Raw genomic sequence first — 15686 nt, 5'->3', positions numbered from 1 at the left:
CGGCGTTACCGGCGGGTAGCCGAGGCGGTTCGGACGCGACGGAGGCCCCGCCGGGTGGCGGGGCCTCCGGTGGCGCGACAGGTCAGGAGACGGAGATCGTCCCGTCTCCGGCGCGGACACACGACACCGCGCGGGCGGCGGTGACGGCCGCGCCGGCGAGGCACCGGCCGAGCACCTGGTGCCCGGTGGCGTTCGGGTGCCACGACTCCTGGCAGGTCTGGAAGTAGCTGACGCAGGTGTTGGCGATCCGCTGAATGGCGATCTTGTCCTTGCCGGCGAGGCTGGTCACGAACGTGCCGGTCGCGCCGTCCTGGAGCCGGATGGGCGTGGCCAGCGCGCCGGTCGGGCTGGACGCCGACTCGCACAGCCGCGCGCCGTCGAAGGCCCGCTGCACGTTGAGGTAGACCAGGTCGTCGCCCGGGAACTCGGCGGCCAGGGTGTCCCGGGTGGACTTCACGATGCCGCCCAGGCCCTGCGAGAAGCGGTGCCCGGGGGCGAGGCTGGCCCGGTGGATCGGGCAGCCGGCCGCGTACCGCTCGGCGCCGAGGTCACGGAACTTGTCCCGGGTGTCGTCCCGGCCGTCCTCCTCGTAGTACACCGGGTTCAGGTCCAGCGGCAGCGGGTTGGTGTAGTCCTGGAACACCACCCGGTGCTGGCCGTCCGCGTCCACCTGGTCGAGGGTGGTAAGGATCTGGCGTACGGCTGCTGTCGTTTCCGCGGTCGCGGCGCTGAGCTGCGCGGCGGTGGCCAGGTCGGCGTCGCTGCACGGCTTCTGCTCCACCGGCCCGTTCAGGTAGGCCCAGAACTCCCACCAGCCGGTCCAGGCGTCGGCGATGAACCGGTTGGCGCACGTCTCGGCGACGCTGCCGAAGGTGAACGAGCTGTTGTTGGAACCCAGACCGATCAGCACGAGGTCGATGTCCTGGGTCTGCGCGACGGCACGCAGCTGGTCGAGCTGGGCGGCCACGGTCCGGCCGTTGGCCCGCGCGCCGGAGGCGGTGGCGATGTCGTGTGGCTGGCCGCCGGAGCAGGCCAGGTTGAACCGGTTCTGGATGCCCGGCAGGTTCGCCTGGTGGAGCGAGGCGTTCGCCGACCGGTGGCAGAAGTACGCGTTGTTGTTGGGCGCGGTCCAGCCGGGGAAGCCCTGGGCGACCCCGTTGGCGTCGACCACCGGGGTGTACGCCCCCGCGCCCTCGCCGCTGATGAAGCTGTCGCCGAGCGCCACGGCGGCGGTGGGCAGCGCGGCGGTCGCGGGGGCGGGCAGCGCGACAGCGGTCGACAGTGCGGCCGTGACGATCGTGAGTGCCGCGGCGAGCGCGGTACGGCGGAATCTGGGCATGGGGCTCCCATCCATCGAAAGATGAAAGATTCTCTGAGAGCGCGATCAGATCACCCATGTGCAACGGGCGTCAATGGCCCGTAACGGAACCGTTCGATGAAAGACACACACGCCCGGTACGCGCGGGGCTGCGCCGGGCCCAACCCGGTGTCCACGTAGTCTCGTGATCACCGCCGTGCCGGGCCGTTCGCAGGGAGGGCTGACCTCGGCTGGCTCGTCGCGCTGTCACCGACAGTCCCGGTCGGGGCCCGCGCCGTTCGCGTATACGGCACCTCGTTCCTTTTGTGCTCACCGGATGTGACAGACGTGGACAGTGCCCGATACCGCTCTCTAAAGTTCCCCCCGTCTGGCTGTCTTACATCCACGGGGGTTGCGGTGGCCACTGGCCGCTCCATGCATGCTGTCCACATTCAGAAACCGTCCACTCATCACCGACCGTCCACGCGTCGCCTGCTCGCCGCCGGGATCGCGGCGTCCATCGGCGTCACCCTGCTCGCCGCACCCTCGTCGGCCGCGCCGGCGACGGTGACGACGGGCGTCGCCCCGGCCGGCCGGGAGGCCGCCCAGGCGACCACCACTGCCACGCGTACGGGCCAGCGGGTGGAGGTCCTCTCCGCTCGCACCGAGCTGACCCAGGTCTTCGCCAAGCCGGGCGGGGGCTTCGTGGCCGAGACCGCCGCCGTTCCACAGCGGGTCCGCCAGAGCGACGGATCCTGGTCCGACGTCGACCTGTCGCTGCGGCGTGACGCCACCGGCTTCCGGCCGGCGGTCTCCCCGGCCGATCTGGTGTTCTCCTCCGGCGGGCGCGGTCCTGCGGCCACGTTGACCAGCGGGAAGAGCACGATGACGTTGGGCTGGCCGGGCGGCCTGCCCGCGCCGACCGTGTCCGCGGACGCGGCCACGTACCCCGAGGTCCTGCCCGGTGTGGACCTGGTGCTCACGGCGACCCACACCGGCTTCACCCACGTCCTCGTGGTGAAGACGCCGCAGGCCGCGGCGAACCCGGCGCTTCGGGAGATCCGTTTCGACCTCGGCGGTGACGCACGGGTCCGGCGGGAGGCCGACGGCTCGCTGCGGGCGCTCGCCGGTGGTGCCGAGGTGGCCCGGGCCGCGACGGCGCAGATGTGGGACTCGACCGGCTCCGGTGGCGCGGCCCGTGCGGCGGCGGCCAGCTCGCCGTCCGGTCCCGGCGTGGCCGCCCGTACCGCCGCGGTGGCGACCGCCGTCGACGAGGCCGGTGACCTCGTGCTGCGCCCGTCGGCAGGCCTGCTCGACCCGACGAAGGCGACCTTCCCGGTCTACATCGACCCGGCCTGGTCCGCCAGCCCCTCCCGCTGGGCGTACGCCACGAACAACAACTCCACCAACAGCGACACCAGGTACGCCCTGGTCGGCTTGAGCGCGGACTCCGGGGTCACCTACCGCTCCTACTTCGAGTTCCCGATCAGCGCGCTCAGCGGCAAGATCATCAGGTCGGCGTACGTGCAGGTGGTGGCGACCCACACCTGGTCCTGCTCCGACACCCCGACCTACCTCTACCAGTCCGGGGCGATCACGGGCACCCCCCGCACCGCCTGGGCGCCCGCGCTGACGACGTTGCGCGCCTCCGCGAACTCACACGTTCGCGCCACGGGCTGCATCGACTCGCCGCAGCCGGCGATGACCGTGCGGTTCTCCGGCAGCGTCGCGGCAGGCCTCAGCAGCGCGGCGGCCGCTCACCAGACCTCGGTCACCTACGGCCTCTGCGCGTGCAGCGACTCCTCCGGGACCGGCGAGAGCACGGTGGACCGGTGGAAGAAGTTCGACCCGACCACGGCACGCCTGCTTGTCGACTACGACACGGCGCCCACCCAGCCCACCGCCCTCCAGGTGGGGGGCGCGGCCTGTGTCACGGGCGACCGGGTCACCCTGGGCGCCGCGCCGGCCCTCTCCGCCGTCTTCCCCGACGCGGACTCCGGCCAGGTCCTCCAGACGGCGTACGAGCTGCTGGAGATTCCCGCCTCGGGCGTCTACGACAGCGCCACGCCCCGGATGACGCCGCCGACGGGCTCGACCGTCACGGCCGGCGGCCGGTCCACCACGGCAGCGGTGACCGGCACGGCCAATGGAAAGTCGTACGCCTTCCGGACCCGCAGCGACGACGGCTACGTGCTCAGCCCGTGGTCGGCGTGGTGCGAGTTCACCATCGACAACCAGCCGCCCACGGTGAGCGTCGACGCGGTCACCAACCCGGCCCCGCCCGGGCAGCTCTACACCTACAAGCTGCGCTCGCCGGACCTGGACGTGGTCAGCTTCCGCTACGGCTGGAGCGGCCCGCCCACCGAGGAGGCGGAGGCCGGCACCAGCCTCGGGTGGACGGGCAAGACCGTCTCGGTGACCCTGGCCACGCCGGCCTACGGCACCAACACGCTGTACGTCGCCGCGGTCGACAGCGTCGGGAACGTCGGCTACAGCTCGCTTGTTATCCAGGTGCCGGCGCCGTAGGGCGGCCGATCACCAACCGGTCACGGCGCGACTGAGGCGTCGAAACCGGACAACACCACACCGTGTCGAGGCCCGCATCCGGAACGAGGATGCGGGCCTCGACTGCGGGGTGCCGTCGTCGTGTCGCATCTGCCGGTTAGGCTCGCTGCGGCGCGCGCCGGCCGACTGACAGTTCGGACGCGGCACCACACCGCCGAGACCGGGGAGTACGACCAGTTGACCGCAGAGCCTGACACCCTGTACGGGGCCGATGACCTCACCCACCTTGAGGGGCTGGACGCCGTCCGCAAGCGGCCCGGCATGTACATCGGTTCCACCGACAGCCGTGGCGTGGGTCACCTCGTCAACGAGATCCTCGACAACTCCACCGACGAGGGTGTCGCCGGCCACGCCACCACCGTCGAGGTGATCCTGCACGCCGACGGCTCGGTGCAGGTCGACGACGACGGTCGCGGCATCCCCACCGACGTGCACGCGAAGTCCGGCATCTCCGGCGTCGAGCTGGTGCTGACCCGCCTGCACGCCGGCGGCAAGTTCGGCGGCTCCGGCTACAAGACCTCCGGCGGCCTGCACGGCGTCGGCGCCTCGGCGGTCAACGCGCTGTCCCGCCGCTTCGACGTGACCGTCCGCCGAGCCGGCAAGGTCCACGCGATGTCGTTCCGGCACGGCGTTCCGGGGATCTTCGACGGTGACGGGCCGGAGGCGCCCTTCACCGCCGGCCCCGGCCTGCAGGTGATCGGCGCGATGAAGCGTGGCCAGCGCACCGGCACCTCGATCCGCTGGTGGCACGACGCCCGCTACTTCGAGACCGGTGCGGCGCTCGACGTCGACGCCGTACGGATGAAGTTGCGCAACACCGCGTTCCTGGTCCCGGGCGTGACCTACCTGCTGCGTGACCTGACCGGGGAGGCTCCCGCCGAGGAGCGGTTCCACTACCCCAACGGGCTCAGCGACATGGTCGAGTTCCTCGCACCGGCCGGCGACCGGCCGGTGTCCGGCATGCTCCTGGTCAACGGCGAGGGGACGTACCGGGAGAACGCCGCCGACGCCAACGGCGTCATGCAGTCCAACGTGCAGCGCCGCGCCGAGGTCGAGGTGGCGTTCCGGTGGGGCACCGGCTACGAGCGCACCGTCGAGTGCTTCACCAACACCATCCGCAACGCCCACGGCGGCACCCACCGCAAGGGTTTCGAGCGGGCGCTCGTCCGCACCCTCGCCGACGCCGTCCGCAACACCCGCGGCCTGCTCAAGGCCAAGGAGGAGCCGCCCACCCTGGACGATGTCCTGGAGGGGATGACCGCAGTGGTGCACGTGCGGATCCCCGAGCCGCAGTTCACCTCGCAGACCAAGGACGAGCTGTCCACCACCGGCATCACCAAGGTCATCCAGACCCTGGTCGACGCGCACATCAAGGCTTGGCTGGAGGACCGGCGCACCAAGGCCGAGGCGCGCGTCGTCCTGCAGAAGATCGTCGACGCGGCGCGGGTGCGGCTGACCCAGAAGCAGCAGAAGGACGCCGCCCGGCGCAAGACCGCCCTGGAGGGCGCGTCCATGCCGCCGAAGCTTGTCGACTGCCGCGCCACCGGGATCGACCGCAGCGAGTTGTTCATCGTGGAGGGTGACAGCGCCCTCGGCACGAGCCGCATGGCCCGCTCGTCGGAGTATCAGGCGCTGCTGCCGATCCGGGGCAAGATCCTCAACGTGCAGAAGGCCAACCTCCAGCAGGTTCTGGACAATGCCGAGTGCGCCGCCATCGTCCAGGTGCTCGGTGCCGGCTCGGGGCGGACGTTCGACCTCGCCGCGCTGCGCTACGGCCGGGTGCTGATCATGGCCGACGCCGACGTGGACGGCGCCCACATCCGGACGCTGCTGATCACCCTCTTCGCCAGGTACATGCGGCCGTTGATCGAGGCCGGTCGGCTCTACGCCGCCATGCCGCCCCTGCACAAGATCACCACCAAGGGGCGCAGTCCGCAGACGGTCTACACCTACACGCAGGCCGAGATGGAGGCGACGGTCCGCAAGCTGGAGAAGGCCGGCAAGCAGATCGTCACGCCCATCCCGCGTTTCAAGGGCCTCGGTGAGATGGACGCCGACGAGCTGTGGGACACCACGATGAACCCCGCCACCCGCGCCGTCCGCCGGATCACCCTGGACGACGTGGACGCCGCCGAGCGCATCCTCGAACTGCTGATGGGGGAGAAGGTCGAGCCGCGCCGAAACTGGCTCATCGACTCGGCCGACCGCGTCGACCGCGATGCGATCGACGCATGAGCGAGCGGCAGCGAGCGAATAATCGGAACAGCGCGATGGTGCCTCAGGGCGTCGCGCAGCGGAGCGGAGCGACGGCATGAGCACCGCTGCCGTCCGAGGGGAAAGCTGAGTCATGGCACGCCGTAAGGAAAACAAGGTCGACCTCTCCTCGTTCGACCAGGCCGGCGCGCGGGTCTTCGACAACCCGCTGGTCACCGAGGTCTCCGACTCCTACCTGGAGTACGCGTTCTCGGTCATCCACTCCCGCGCCCTGCCGGACGCGCGCGACGGCCTCAAGCCCGTGCACCGGCGCATCCTCTGGTCGATGTACGAGCAGGGCTACCGCCCGGACCGCGGGCACGTGAAGTCTGCCCGAATTGTGGGCGACTGCTTCGTTGCCGGCACCCTTGTCTCTACGCCTGACGGATTGCGGGCCATCGAGGAGATCGAGGTCGGGGACCTCGTGCTGGACGGCGACGGAGCCTCCGTGCCGGTGACTGCCGTTTATCGGAACCCGACCTCCGAACTCGTGCGCGTGACCTGGAGCAACGGGCACACGATGCTCGTCACGCCGGGCCAGCGCTTCCGCGTGGTCGCCGATGACCTTTCGGTTCAATGGGCGGAGGCCCGGGATCTCCCGGGGCGACTGGCATTGGCGTACGGCAGTCGCCGCAATGCGGTGTCGACGCCTGCCGGTGACGTCTACGACTATGTGCGCGGGCTGCTGGTGGCTGAGGGCTTCCCTGCTCATCGGTCTCGTGAAGCGGACGGCCGGGTCCGCATTCACATGTGCGACGTCGAGCCGCTGGATGTCGCTCACGGCTGGGCGATCGCCAGTGGAGTGAACGTTTCCCGAGGTAAGCGCGAGGCGCGCAACCCTCTCCATCGCGACCAGCACATTCTGACCTTCAGCCGGCACGAGGGGCTGCTGGAGGCCACACGTCCGCTCAGCCGTGCCAAGCACGTGCCGGGCGACATTATCGCGAGCCGGTCGGCGTGGGTGCCGTTCCTCGCCGGCTTCTTCGACGGGGACGGCTACGTCCGTAAGCGGTTCAGGGAGATCGTCTTCGTCAGCACGAGCGAGGTGCTGGTGCGGCAGATCTACGCCATGCTCGCCGACTTGGGGCTGCACGGACACCACTGGACGAGCGGTCGCTCCTCAGCGGGTAACCCGCTCTTTGGTCTCTCGGTCAGCGGTCGGGACGCCACTGACCTTGCCCGGTTGTTGCTGCCATGGGTGCGGACCGGATACAAGCACGACGGCTTGCAGCGGGTTGCCGAGATCGGCTACGAGTACAGCGGCAAGCAGGGCAACGACCGGTTGCCGTACGGTCCGGTCATCGCGGAGTTCACGGCAGCGCACCAGGGCGGCGGGTGGTTCCGGGACCAGGACGGGCAGGCGTTCCGTGACTCGCTCTCGGCGCGCGGTGGCCCGAAAGTGCGGTATGGCAAGGACCGCAATCGCGTTCCGCTCGCGGATCGGTCGTTCCAGTTGGAGCGTGCGGTACGAGACGGTTGGATCCACAAACTCCACCGCCTTGGCTCACCGCTCGCTGCTCGGCTCGACGCGTTGGTCGGCAGTTCGTTCCTGCGGGTCACGTCGGTTGAGGCGGTTTCGCCTGACGTCACGTACGACATCCAGGTCGACAGTGATGAGCACGCGTTCGTCGCCGAGGGCTATGTCGTTCACAACTGCATGGGTAAGTACCACCCGCACGGCGACACGGCGATCTACGACGCGATGGTCCGCCTCGCGCAGGACTTCTCGCTCAACGTGCCGCTCATCGACGGGCACGGCAACTTCGGCTCCCCCGACGACGGCCCGGCCGCCGCGCGCTACACCGAGGCCCGGATGTCGCGCGAGGCCATGCTGCTCGTCGGTGAGCTGGGCGAGGACACCGTCGACGTCGAGCCCAACTACGACGGCTCGCTGACCCAGCCGACAGTGCTGCCGGCGGCCTTTCCCAACCTGCTGGTCAACGGCGCGTCCGGGATCGCGGTCGGGATGGCCACCAACATGATCCCGCACAACCTGGCCGAGGTGGTCTCGGCGGCCCGCTGGCTGATCAACCACCCGGACGCCACCCTGGACAAGCTCATGGAGTTCGTTCCCGGCCCCGACCTGCCCACCGGTGGCGTGCTGCTCGGCCTCGACGAGGTGCGCCGGGCGTACGAGACGGGGCGCGGCGTGGTGCGCATGCGCGGCCGGGTGGAGATCGGCCCGCTGGAGGGCAGCCGGGGCCGCCAGGCGATCACCGTCGTCGAGCTGCCGTACGGCGTCGGCGCGGAAAAGGTCATCGCGGCGATCACCAACGAGGTGACCAAGACCAAGCGGCTGACCGGCATCGCGGACGTCAAGGACCTCACCGACCGGGAGAGCGGCACCCGGTTGGTCGTCGAGTGCAAGGTGGGGGTCAACCCGCAGGCGCTGCTCGCCGACCTCTACCGGTTGACCCCGCTGGAGCAGTCCTTCGGTGTCAACAACCTGGTGCTGGTCGACGGCCAGCCCCGTACCCTCGGGCTGAAGGCGCTGCTGGAGGTCTTCCTGGCCCACCGGTACGACGTGGTCACCCGGCGCAGCTCGTACCGCCGCCGTAAGCGCCAGGAGCGGCTGCACCTGGTCGACGGCCTGCTGATCGCCCTGTTGGACATCGACCGGGTGGTCCGGTTGATCCGGGGCAGCGACGACGCGCAGGCGGCCAAGGACGCTCTGATGAGTCAGTTCGGCCTCTCCGACATCCAGGCGACCTACATCCTGGACACTCCGCTGCGCCGCCTGACCAAGTTCGACCGGATCGAGCTGGAGGCCGAGCAGGAGCGGCTGCGCGCCGAGATCACCGAGCTGTCCACGATCCTCGACGACGAGCGGGTGCTCAAGAAGCTGGTCTCCGACGAGCTGGCGGCCGTGGTCAAGCAGTTCGGCACCGAACGGCGGACGACGCTTGTCGACGGTGACCTCAAGGAGGTGCTGGCCGCGTCCGCGCCGGCCGGTCCGCTGGAGGTCGCCGACGACCCGTGCCAGGTCATCCTCTCCGCGACCGGGCTGGTCGCCCGGACCGCGGCCGAGTCGGAGGAGAGCGCCGAGGGGCGCCGGCGCAACGGCCGGGTCAAGCACGACACGGTACGCGCGATCGTGCACTCCACCGCCCGTGGTCGGGTGCTGCTGGTCACCAGCGCGGGTCGCGCGTTCAAGATCGACGTACTGCCGCTGCCGGTGCTGCCCGAGCAGGCCGGCACCGTGTCGCTGCGGGGCGGCATGTCCGCCGCCGAGCTGGTGCCGCTGGAGGCGGGGGAGACCGTGGTCGGTCTGGCGCCGCTCGGCGGTGCGGCGGACACGTCACCCGGGCTGGCGCTGGGCACCCGCCACGGCGTGGTGAAGGTGTGCGCGCCGGAGTGGCCGGTGCGCTCCGACGAGTTCGACGTGATCGGCCTGCGCGACGGTGACGAGGTGGTCGGGGCGACCTGGCTGACCGACGGCGCCGAGACGCTGACCTTCGTCACCTCGGAGGCGTCGTTGCTGCGTTTCGCCGCCGGGCTGGTGCGCCCGCAGGGCCTCAAGGGCGGCGGGATGGCAGGCATCAACCTGCCGGCCGGGGCCCGGGTGGTGTTCTTCGGCGCGGTCCGCACCGACGACGCGGGGCACGGCGAGCCGATGGTCGTCACGTCCACCGGTGCGACGGTCAAGGTGACGCCGTTCAAGGCGTACCCCGCGAAGGGCCGGGCGACCGGCGGCGTCCGCGCGCACCGCTTCCTCAAGGACGAGACCGACGTGGCGGTCGCCTGGGTTGGACCGCGCCCGGTCGGCGCGACCGGCACCGGCGAACCGGTGGAACTGCCCGCAGCGGACCCACGCCGTGACGGCAGCGGCTTCGCGGTAATGCTCGGCCCAACGGTGGTGGGCCACCTCATCGAACGCGACTGATACTCCAACGTCACTTGGCTTCGGCGTTGGGCGTGACGCGGGCATGAGTGCAGCAGACCGACCCCGACCCGGAGATCATCGCGTTGACCGTCGCCGAGATCCGCCGACTCCTCAACGCCTTCGTCCTCGGCCTGCCGCTACCCCCAGCGCACACCCTGCACTGGTCAACCTGGCGACGAACATCCCACGCCCGAGCCCGGCGATCCCACTACCAGCGCAGGCTCGGCCACTTAGCTTGAGACTTACTCGTCTAGGGCTCGAGCGTGGCGGGCATGCTGAAGGCGGCGACGTGACGGGCACCGATGAAGGCGTTGCTCTCTACGATCTTCCCGTTCTCGATCCGGAGTACGTCGACGACCAGCGCCTCGTAGTGCGGGCTGCCGGGCCGGCGGAGATAGTTGATCAGTGCCGGGCGCCCGTTGGCCGAGGTGGGGAAGGTGCGCCAGTCGAGCGGTCGGCCGAGGAACTCCGCGGCCGCGTCGATCCCGACGACCGGCGGCTCGGGCGGCATCGTGATCCGTACGTCCTCGGCGAGCAGTGCCCGGACCGTCTCCGGGTCCTTCGCGTTGGCGTAGCGGCGCAGGATCTCTTCGTCCTCGCTGGTGAGCTGCGGGCGGCGCCAGTCCTGCGGGTCCGACGGAGCGCGCCGCCGGAGGGTGTGGCGGGCCCGCTGGAGGAGGCTGTTGACGGCCGCTACGGCGGTGTCGAGCGCGCCGGCGATCTCCTGCGGCGTCCAGCCGTAGACGTCGCGCAGCACGAAGGCCGCCCGCTGCCGCGGCGGCAGGTACATGAGCGCTGCGATCAGGGCCAGCTCGACGGTCTCCCGCGCGGCGAGACCGGTCTGCGGATCGTCGGCCAACAGGGCGTCTGGATAGGGACCGAGCTCGGTGGACCACTCCAGCGGGTCACCATACGGAACCGTCCGGTGACCGGCCGCCTTGCGGCTGTCGAGGAAGACGTTCGTGGCTATCCGGTAGAACCAGGTGCGCGCCGACGCCCGACCTTCGAAGCGGTCGCGAGCCCGCCAGGCACGCAGGAAGGCCTCCTGCACCAGGTCGTCCGCGTCGGTGACGTTCCCTGCAAGGCGGTAGCAGTGCACGTGTAGCTCGCGCCGGTGCTCGTCGAAGGCGCGCTGCAGCCAGACCGCCTGCTCGTCAGGCGAGTCGGACATGTGATCTCCCCGGGGCTGATTGGTCCGCACAACCGTACTGACGACCGCGGACCCCATCCGTCATCGGTCACCGATGACGATCGCCGACTCGGTCGTCTGTACCTGTGACCAATCCCCACCCACGAAGGAGACAGCCATGACGGCAACCCCCGCGTCCAGCGCAGCCACGCCCCCGGTCGTCGACCGGGAGACCTGGCTGCGCGAGCGCAACGAACTGCTGGTCCGGGAGAAGGCCCATACCCGCGAAGGAGACGCGATCGCAGCCGCTCGTCGTCAGCTGCCGATGACCTTGATGCCGACGCTGACGGTCCAGGGCCCCGGCGGGGACACCCCGCTGGTGGAGGTTTTCGAGGGCCGCCGGATGCTCATCGCCTACTTCCACATGTGGCACGACGGCAAACCGCACGGGGAGCAGTGTGAGGGGTGCACCTTCTCGACCTGTCACATGCAGACGCTGGACTACCTGCATGCCCGGGACGTCACCTACGCCGTGTTCTGCCAGGGCCCCTACGACGAAAGTGCCCCGTTCGCGGAGTTCATGGGCTACCCGTTCCCCTGGTATTCGGCGAAAGACTCCGACCCGGCTCTGGCCGACGGTCGCGAATTCGGGTTCATCGCCTGTTACCTGCGCGACGGCGACCAGGTCTACGAAACCTACTGGACCACCGGGCGGGGCGTGGAGGCGTTGACGACCAGCTACCACGCCTTGGACCTCACGGTGTACGGCCGGCAAGAGAACTGGGAAAACTCACCCCAAGGTTGGCCGCGGGTCAGTGGTCACCCGTGGCGGCTCAACGGCCGCCCCACCGCCCAATGGTCACGCCCCGGCGTTACGCCGGCGGTGACGTCCTGACGCTCCAGATGATCATGCTGGGGTCGGCCGCGGTATCGGCCTGCTGCTGCGTCGTGCCGCGGGCGGGCGCGTCCCGCAGGGCCCGGATGCTCGCGGGTGCGATGGTGGCTGTCATGGTCGCGGTGACCCTCGACGCCGCACCGGTTGTGCAGTACGCGGGCGCGCTGCTGCTCCTCGCCTTCGCGGTGGCACTCGTCACCAGCGGTCCGACCAAGCCCGGCCCGGAGGTGGAGTGGCACCGTACGGCCGGGGCCGTGCTCATGGCGCTCGCCGTGCTGATGCATCAACACGGCGGGTCGATGGCTATCCACCACATGGCCGCCGGGCCCCGGATGGACCACGGCATCGTCACCGGCCATGACGCGGCGCTCGTGTTGCTACGCGCCGCCACGGCGGCTCACCTCTGCTGGATGGCGGCCGCACTCGTCCGGCTGCGCAATCGACCGATCACGGACCTGCTCCGTTGGGAGCACCTGGCCATGGGGGCAAGCCTCGCGGCCATGATCTTCTTCATGAGCTAGCCGAGTAAGCCAGCCGGCAGATCAAGTGACGTTGGAGTACTAACCCCACCCCCACCCCACCCACCTGCGCTCAACCGGGTGGGGTGGGGGTGGGGGTTAGGCGACGTTGAACGGGCGGAACTGGACGCTTACCCTCGGGCCTACCGGGCGGGTGGTCTTGGGAATGGCGTGTTCCCAGGTGCGTTGGCAGGAGCCGCCCATGACGATGAGGTCGCCGTGGCCCACCGGGAAACGCAGGCTGTCGCCACCACCTCCGCGCGGGCGCAGCAGCAGCGGCCGGGGTGACCCGAACGAGACGATCGCGACAATGGTGTCGCTGTGCGCGGAACGGCCGATGGTGTCACCGTGCCAGGCGACGCTGTCCCGGCCGGAGCGGTAGAGGCACATGCCGGCGGTGACGAACGGCTCACCCAACTCGGGGGCGTAGTGCCGGGTCAGCTCGGCTCGTGCCGTGGTGAGCACGGGGTGCGGCAGTTGCCGGTCGCCGCCGTACCAGCAGAGCAGGCGGGGCACGTCGACCTCGCTGTCGTACATGGTGCGTCGCTCGGCCCGCCATGGCACCTCGGTGAGCAGGGTGTCGAGGACCGCGTCGGAACCGTGCACCCAGCCGGGGAGATGGTCGACCCAGGCGCCCCGACTCAGGTGATGCCGCCGGAGCTGGCCGGGCAGTGGCCCCAGGGTCGGCTCCGCGTCGGTCAGATCGAGCATCGACGGCTGGTAGGCGGCCTGCGTCATGCGGCCACCCTAGCAGCACTTTCGTACACCCGTGCTAGCTACAACCTGCTGCCGCCCGCGCGGCCGCGGTCGCCGGAGGAGGGGGTTGCGTGGCTCGCGTTGTGCTTCGCCACCAGAGCCGGAAGGGCGTCCAGCGAGTCGATGCGGAACAGGCACCGCTCGGCGACGGCTGGCAGGTCGAGGATGTGCCCCCAGGGGCCGCGTCGGATCAGGCAGGTCTTCATGCCCGCCTCCGCAGCCGGGCGTACGTCGTTGTCGGGCCGGTCGCCGACGTAGAGGATCGACGACGGGTCGCCGCCGGCGGCGTGGATGACGCGTTCGAAGAAGGCCGGTGACGGTTTCGCCACGCCCCAACCGGTCGATGTGCCGATCATGTCCACGGGAAGGTCGAGGGCGTGCAGGAGCGCTTCGGCGTGGGCTGGTTGGTTGCCGGCCAGCCCCACGAACAAGCCCTGCTCCTTGAGTGCGGCGAGGCACCCACGCGCATCGGCGTAGAGGTCCTCTTCGCCGAACCACTCCGGTTTGCCGGCGGCGGCTCGGCGTTCCAGCTCGACCGCGAGGTCGAAATCGGGCCGGAAGGCCCGGAACGTCTCCTGCCAGTCCAGGCCGCGGGCGATTACGGCACCGAGGACCGCCGAGAGCGTGTGCCGTGGAACGCCGAACCAGTCCGCCCAGCTCGCGAACTCGCGGGACTCGTCAAGAATGGTTCCGCCGACGTCAAAGACAACCGCGTCGATCATGAGTAGAGCATAGGCGAGAGTCGCTGGACGGCGTGTCGCAGGCGGCGGCGCCAGCCGTTGGTCGCGGGCGGCCGTACGGCGTCGGACACCCCGCCCGTCGACTGTGGACCAGGCCCGCGCGGCCAGCGACGCGCGGCGCGGCGGCGAGCTGAGTAGCCCGTGCAGGGTCCGCGCCCCGGTCGCCCGGGCGGCCCGTCCGCCACCAGGGCCGCCCGGGCCCATCCTCTGCGCGTCGCAGGGGTAGAACGCGTCCGGTTCACCGGGAGTGCCCCGGGTAGGGTACCCCGGGTACGGGCCCCTGCCGGGCCGTCGCGGGCGTCGCCGTCCGATGTCGCACCGAGGAGGACACGCACGTGCTGGTGACCCTGCCGAGCCTCGGGATCCCGGCATGACGAGTGCCGCCGCGGCGACGGCTGCCCGGCCCACCCCCGCGCCGGCCCGGCTGCCCTCGCTGACCGGGCTGCGCTGGATCGCCGCGTTGCTGGTCTTCGGCTTCCACGTCGGGACCATGCGGATCATCGCGGAGCCGGACTACAAGGCCGTGGTCGACGCGCTGTTCACCCTGGGCCTGTCCGGGGTGCAGTTCTTCTTCATCCTGAGCGGTTTCGTGCTGGTCTGGTCGGCCCGCGAGGGCGAGTCCCGGCGGACCTTCTGGCGGCGACGGGTTGCCAAGATCTACCCGAACCACCTTGTGCTGTGGGGGGCGGCGCTGCTGGTCGCCTGGTGGTTCGCCGACGCGGTCCTGCCGGCGGCAGCGCTGGAGAACCTGCTGCTGTTGCAGGCCTGGGACCCCCGGCCGGGCTGGTTCTACAGCATCAACACCGTGAGCTGGTCGCTGTCCTGCGAGTTCTTCTTCTACCTGTGTCTGCCGCTGGTGCTGCCACTGCTGCGCCGTGCCCGGCCGAAGCTGCTCTGGGCGCTGATCGTCGCGCTGGCGTTGCTGATCCTCGCGCTCTGGCCGGCGCAGCAGTTGGTGCCGGAGGTGAGCCGGTGGTGGTTCACCCAGGTCTTCCCGCCCGTACGGTCGCTGGAGTTCTGGATGGGCGCGTTGGCGGCCGAGCTGATGCGCCGTGGCCTCTGGCGGGGCCCGGGGCTGACCGCAGCCAGCGTGATCTTCCTGGCCACCTGGGTGGCAGCGGCAGAGTGGATTCGCGCCGAGCTGTGGACCACGCTGCTCGCGGTGGCGTACCTGCTGGTGATCACTGCCGCCGCGGACGCGGACGTCCGGGGTAAGCGTTCCCCGTGGCGGTCTCGGCCGCTGGTCTGGCTCGGCGAGGTCTCGTTCGCCTTCTACCTGGTGCATGTGCTGGTGATGACGAGCGTGCTGCGCTTCAGCGGTGACTGGGGGACCGGCTTCCAGGGCTGGCGTGGCCCCGTCGCGGTGCTGGGCTTCCTGCTCGCGAACCTGGTCCTCGCCGGGGTGCTGCACCGCTTCGTCGAGACGCCGATGATGCGCCGACTCGCGCCGCGTCGTACGGCCCGCCCGCGCGTGCCCGGACAACGCACGGCCGTCACCCCGGCTGCCGGGGACGACGCCCACCACCCCGATGCTGTCGGGACTCAGGCCGGGCCCGGCGGGACCGACCAGACCGACAGCCGATCACCGTACGTCGACTCGCGCTGACACCGTCCACCCTGGTCAGCAGGGTCGGCGCGGCGTGCGCCGAC

At 70.5% G+C, this 15686-nt stretch carries 11 protein-coding genes and 3 pseudogenes; 9 read left to right on the top strand and 5 right to left on the bottom strand.

All coding sequences use genetic code 11. The features are described 5' to 3' along the window. Nucleotides 1–82: 82 nt before the first annotated feature. Nucleotides 83–1339, bottom strand: a complete 1257-nt coding sequence (locus AB0B39_RS13435; protein ID WP_234582222.1) for a hypothetical protein — start codon at nucleotides 1337–1339, stop codon at nucleotides 83–85. 393 nt (nucleotides 1340–1732) lie between these two features. On the opposite strand from AB0B39_RS13435, the gene AB0B39_RS13430 reads away from it, so the two are divergent. The 6 genes and pseudogenes from AB0B39_RS13430 (at nucleotide 1733) to AB0B39_RS13405 (ending at nucleotide 10237) form a co-directional block, all read left to right on the top strand. Further along, the gene (locus AB0B39_RS13430; RefSeq protein WP_357574434.1) at nucleotides 1733–3823 is read left to right on the top strand and encodes a hypothetical protein; all 2091 of its coding nucleotides are present in this window, start codon (nucleotides 1733–1735) and stop codon (nucleotides 3821–3823) included. 216 nt (nucleotides 3824–4039) lie between these two features. Continuing rightward, nucleotides 4040–6097, top strand: coding sequence for a DNA topoisomerase IV subunit B (locus AB0B39_RS13425; protein ID WP_234582219.1), 2058 nt, complete (start codon nucleotides 4040–4042; stop codon nucleotides 6095–6097). Nucleotides 6098–6209: 112 nt separating this feature from the next. Continuing rightward, nucleotides 6210–6464: pseudogene (locus tag AB0B39_RS13420) on the top strand (DNA gyrase subunit A); the annotation flags it as partial. Beyond that, nucleotides 6438–7265, top strand: a pseudogene (locus AB0B39_RS13415) (LAGLIDADG family homing endonuclease); the annotation flags it as partial. The pseudogenes AB0B39_RS13420 and AB0B39_RS13415, both read left to right, overlap by 27 nt. 48 nt (nucleotides 7266–7313) lie before the next feature. Further along, nucleotides 7314–9998 (top strand): DNA topoisomerase (ATP-hydrolyzing), encoded by a 2685-nt coding sequence (locus AB0B39_RS13410; RefSeq protein ID WP_357574570.1) that lies wholly within the window; start codon nucleotides 7314–7316, stop codon nucleotides 9996–9998. Nucleotides 9999–10045: 47 nt separating this feature from the next. Further along, nucleotides 10046–10237, top strand: coding sequence for a hypothetical protein (locus AB0B39_RS13405; RefSeq protein ID WP_357574433.1), 192 nt, complete (start codon nucleotides 10046–10048; stop codon nucleotides 10235–10237). A gap of 11 nt (nucleotides 10238–10248) precedes the next feature. On the opposite strand, the gene AB0B39_RS13400 is transcribed toward AB0B39_RS13405, so the two are convergent. After that, nucleotides 10249–11169, bottom strand: a complete 921-nt coding sequence (locus AB0B39_RS13400; RefSeq protein ID WP_030490338.1) for an RNA polymerase subunit sigma-70 — start codon at nucleotides 11167–11169, stop codon at nucleotides 10249–10251. A 136-nt stretch (nucleotides 11170–11305) separates the two neighbouring features. Here AB0B39_RS13400 and AB0B39_RS13395 point away from each other — a divergent pair, with 136 nt between their 5' ends. Further along, nucleotides 11306–12022, top strand: a complete 717-nt coding sequence (locus AB0B39_RS13395) for a DUF899 family protein (protein ID WP_357574432.1) — start codon at nucleotides 11306–11308, stop codon at nucleotides 12020–12022. Between the two features lie 113 nt (nucleotides 12023–12135). Continuing rightward, a complete protein-coding gene (locus AB0B39_RS13390; protein ID WP_357574431.1) occupies nucleotides 12136–12543 on the top strand; it encodes a hypothetical protein in 408 nt (135 codons plus the stop codon). A gap of 96 nt (nucleotides 12544–12639) precedes the next feature. On the opposite strand, the gene AB0B39_RS13385 is transcribed toward AB0B39_RS13390, so the two are convergent. The 3 genes and pseudogenes from AB0B39_RS13385 to AB0B39_RS13375 form a co-directional block, all read right to left on the bottom strand. Then, nucleotides 12640–13278, bottom strand: coding sequence for an alpha-ketoglutarate-dependent dioxygenase AlkB (locus tag AB0B39_RS13385; protein WP_234582212.1), 639 nt, complete (start codon nucleotides 13276–13278; stop codon nucleotides 12640–12642). Nucleotides 13279–13316: 38 nt separating this feature from the next. Further along, nucleotides 13317–14018: an HAD family hydrolase gene (locus tag AB0B39_RS13380; protein ID WP_357495105.1), complete on the bottom strand. Its 702-nt coding sequence runs from the start codon at nucleotides 14016–14018 to the stop codon at nucleotides 13317–13319. Nucleotides 14019–14087: 69 nt separating this feature from the next. Next, nucleotides 14088–14189: pseudogene (locus AB0B39_RS13375) on the bottom strand (spore coat protein); the annotation flags it as partial. Between the two features lie 217 nt (nucleotides 14190–14406). Between AB0B39_RS13375 and AB0B39_RS13370 the strand changes: the two are divergent. Next, nucleotides 14407–15642 (top strand): acyltransferase, encoded by a 1236-nt coding sequence (locus tag AB0B39_RS13370; protein ID WP_357495103.1) that lies wholly within the window; start codon nucleotides 14407–14409, stop codon nucleotides 15640–15642. The last annotated feature ends 44 nt before the right edge of the window (nucleotides 15643–15686 follow it).

The organism is Micromonospora sp. NPDC049114 (genome assembly GCF_040648635.1).
In the GTDB taxonomy this organism is placed as follows: Bacteria; Actinomycetota; Actinomycetes; order Mycobacteriales; family Micromonosporaceae; genus Micromonospora.
The sequence above is the reverse complement of the archived record's forward strand: the minus strand, read 5'-3'. Positions and strand labels throughout refer to the sequence as shown.

What these genes read in the sequence shown, in the direction of transcription:
- AB0B39_RS13370 (WP_357495103.1), top strand. Translation starts at nt 14,407, where the DNA reads ATGACGAGTGCCGCCGCGGCGACGGCTGCCCGGCCCACCCCCGCGCCG.
- AB0B39_RS13395 (WP_357574432.1), top strand. Translation starts at nt 11,306, where the DNA reads ATGACGGCAACCCCCGCGTCCAGCGCAGCCACGCCCCCGGTCGTCGAC.
- AB0B39_RS13380 (WP_357495105.1), bottom strand. Translation starts at nt 14,018, where the DNA reads ATGATCGACGCGGTTGTCTTTGACGTCGGCGGAACCATTCTTGACGAG.
- AB0B39_RS13430 (WP_357574434.1), top strand. Translation starts at nt 1,733, where the DNA reads ATGCATGCTGTCCACATTCAGAAACCGTCCACTCATCACCGACCGTCC.
- AB0B39_RS13400 (WP_030490338.1), bottom strand. Translation starts at nt 11,169, where the DNA reads ATGTCCGACTCGCCTGACGAGCAGGCGGTCTGGCTGCAGCGCGCCTTC.
- AB0B39_RS13390 (WP_357574431.1), top strand. Translation starts at nt 12,136, where the DNA reads ATGGTCGCGGTGACCCTCGACGCCGCACCGGTTGTGCAGTACGCGGGC.
- AB0B39_RS13385 (WP_234582212.1), bottom strand. Translation starts at nt 13,278, where the DNA reads ATGACGCAGGCCGCCTACCAGCCGTCGATGCTCGATCTGACCGACGCG.
- AB0B39_RS13435 (WP_234582222.1), bottom strand. Translation starts at nt 1,339, where the DNA reads ATGCCCAGATTCCGCCGTACCGCGCTCGCCGCGGCACTCACGATCGTC.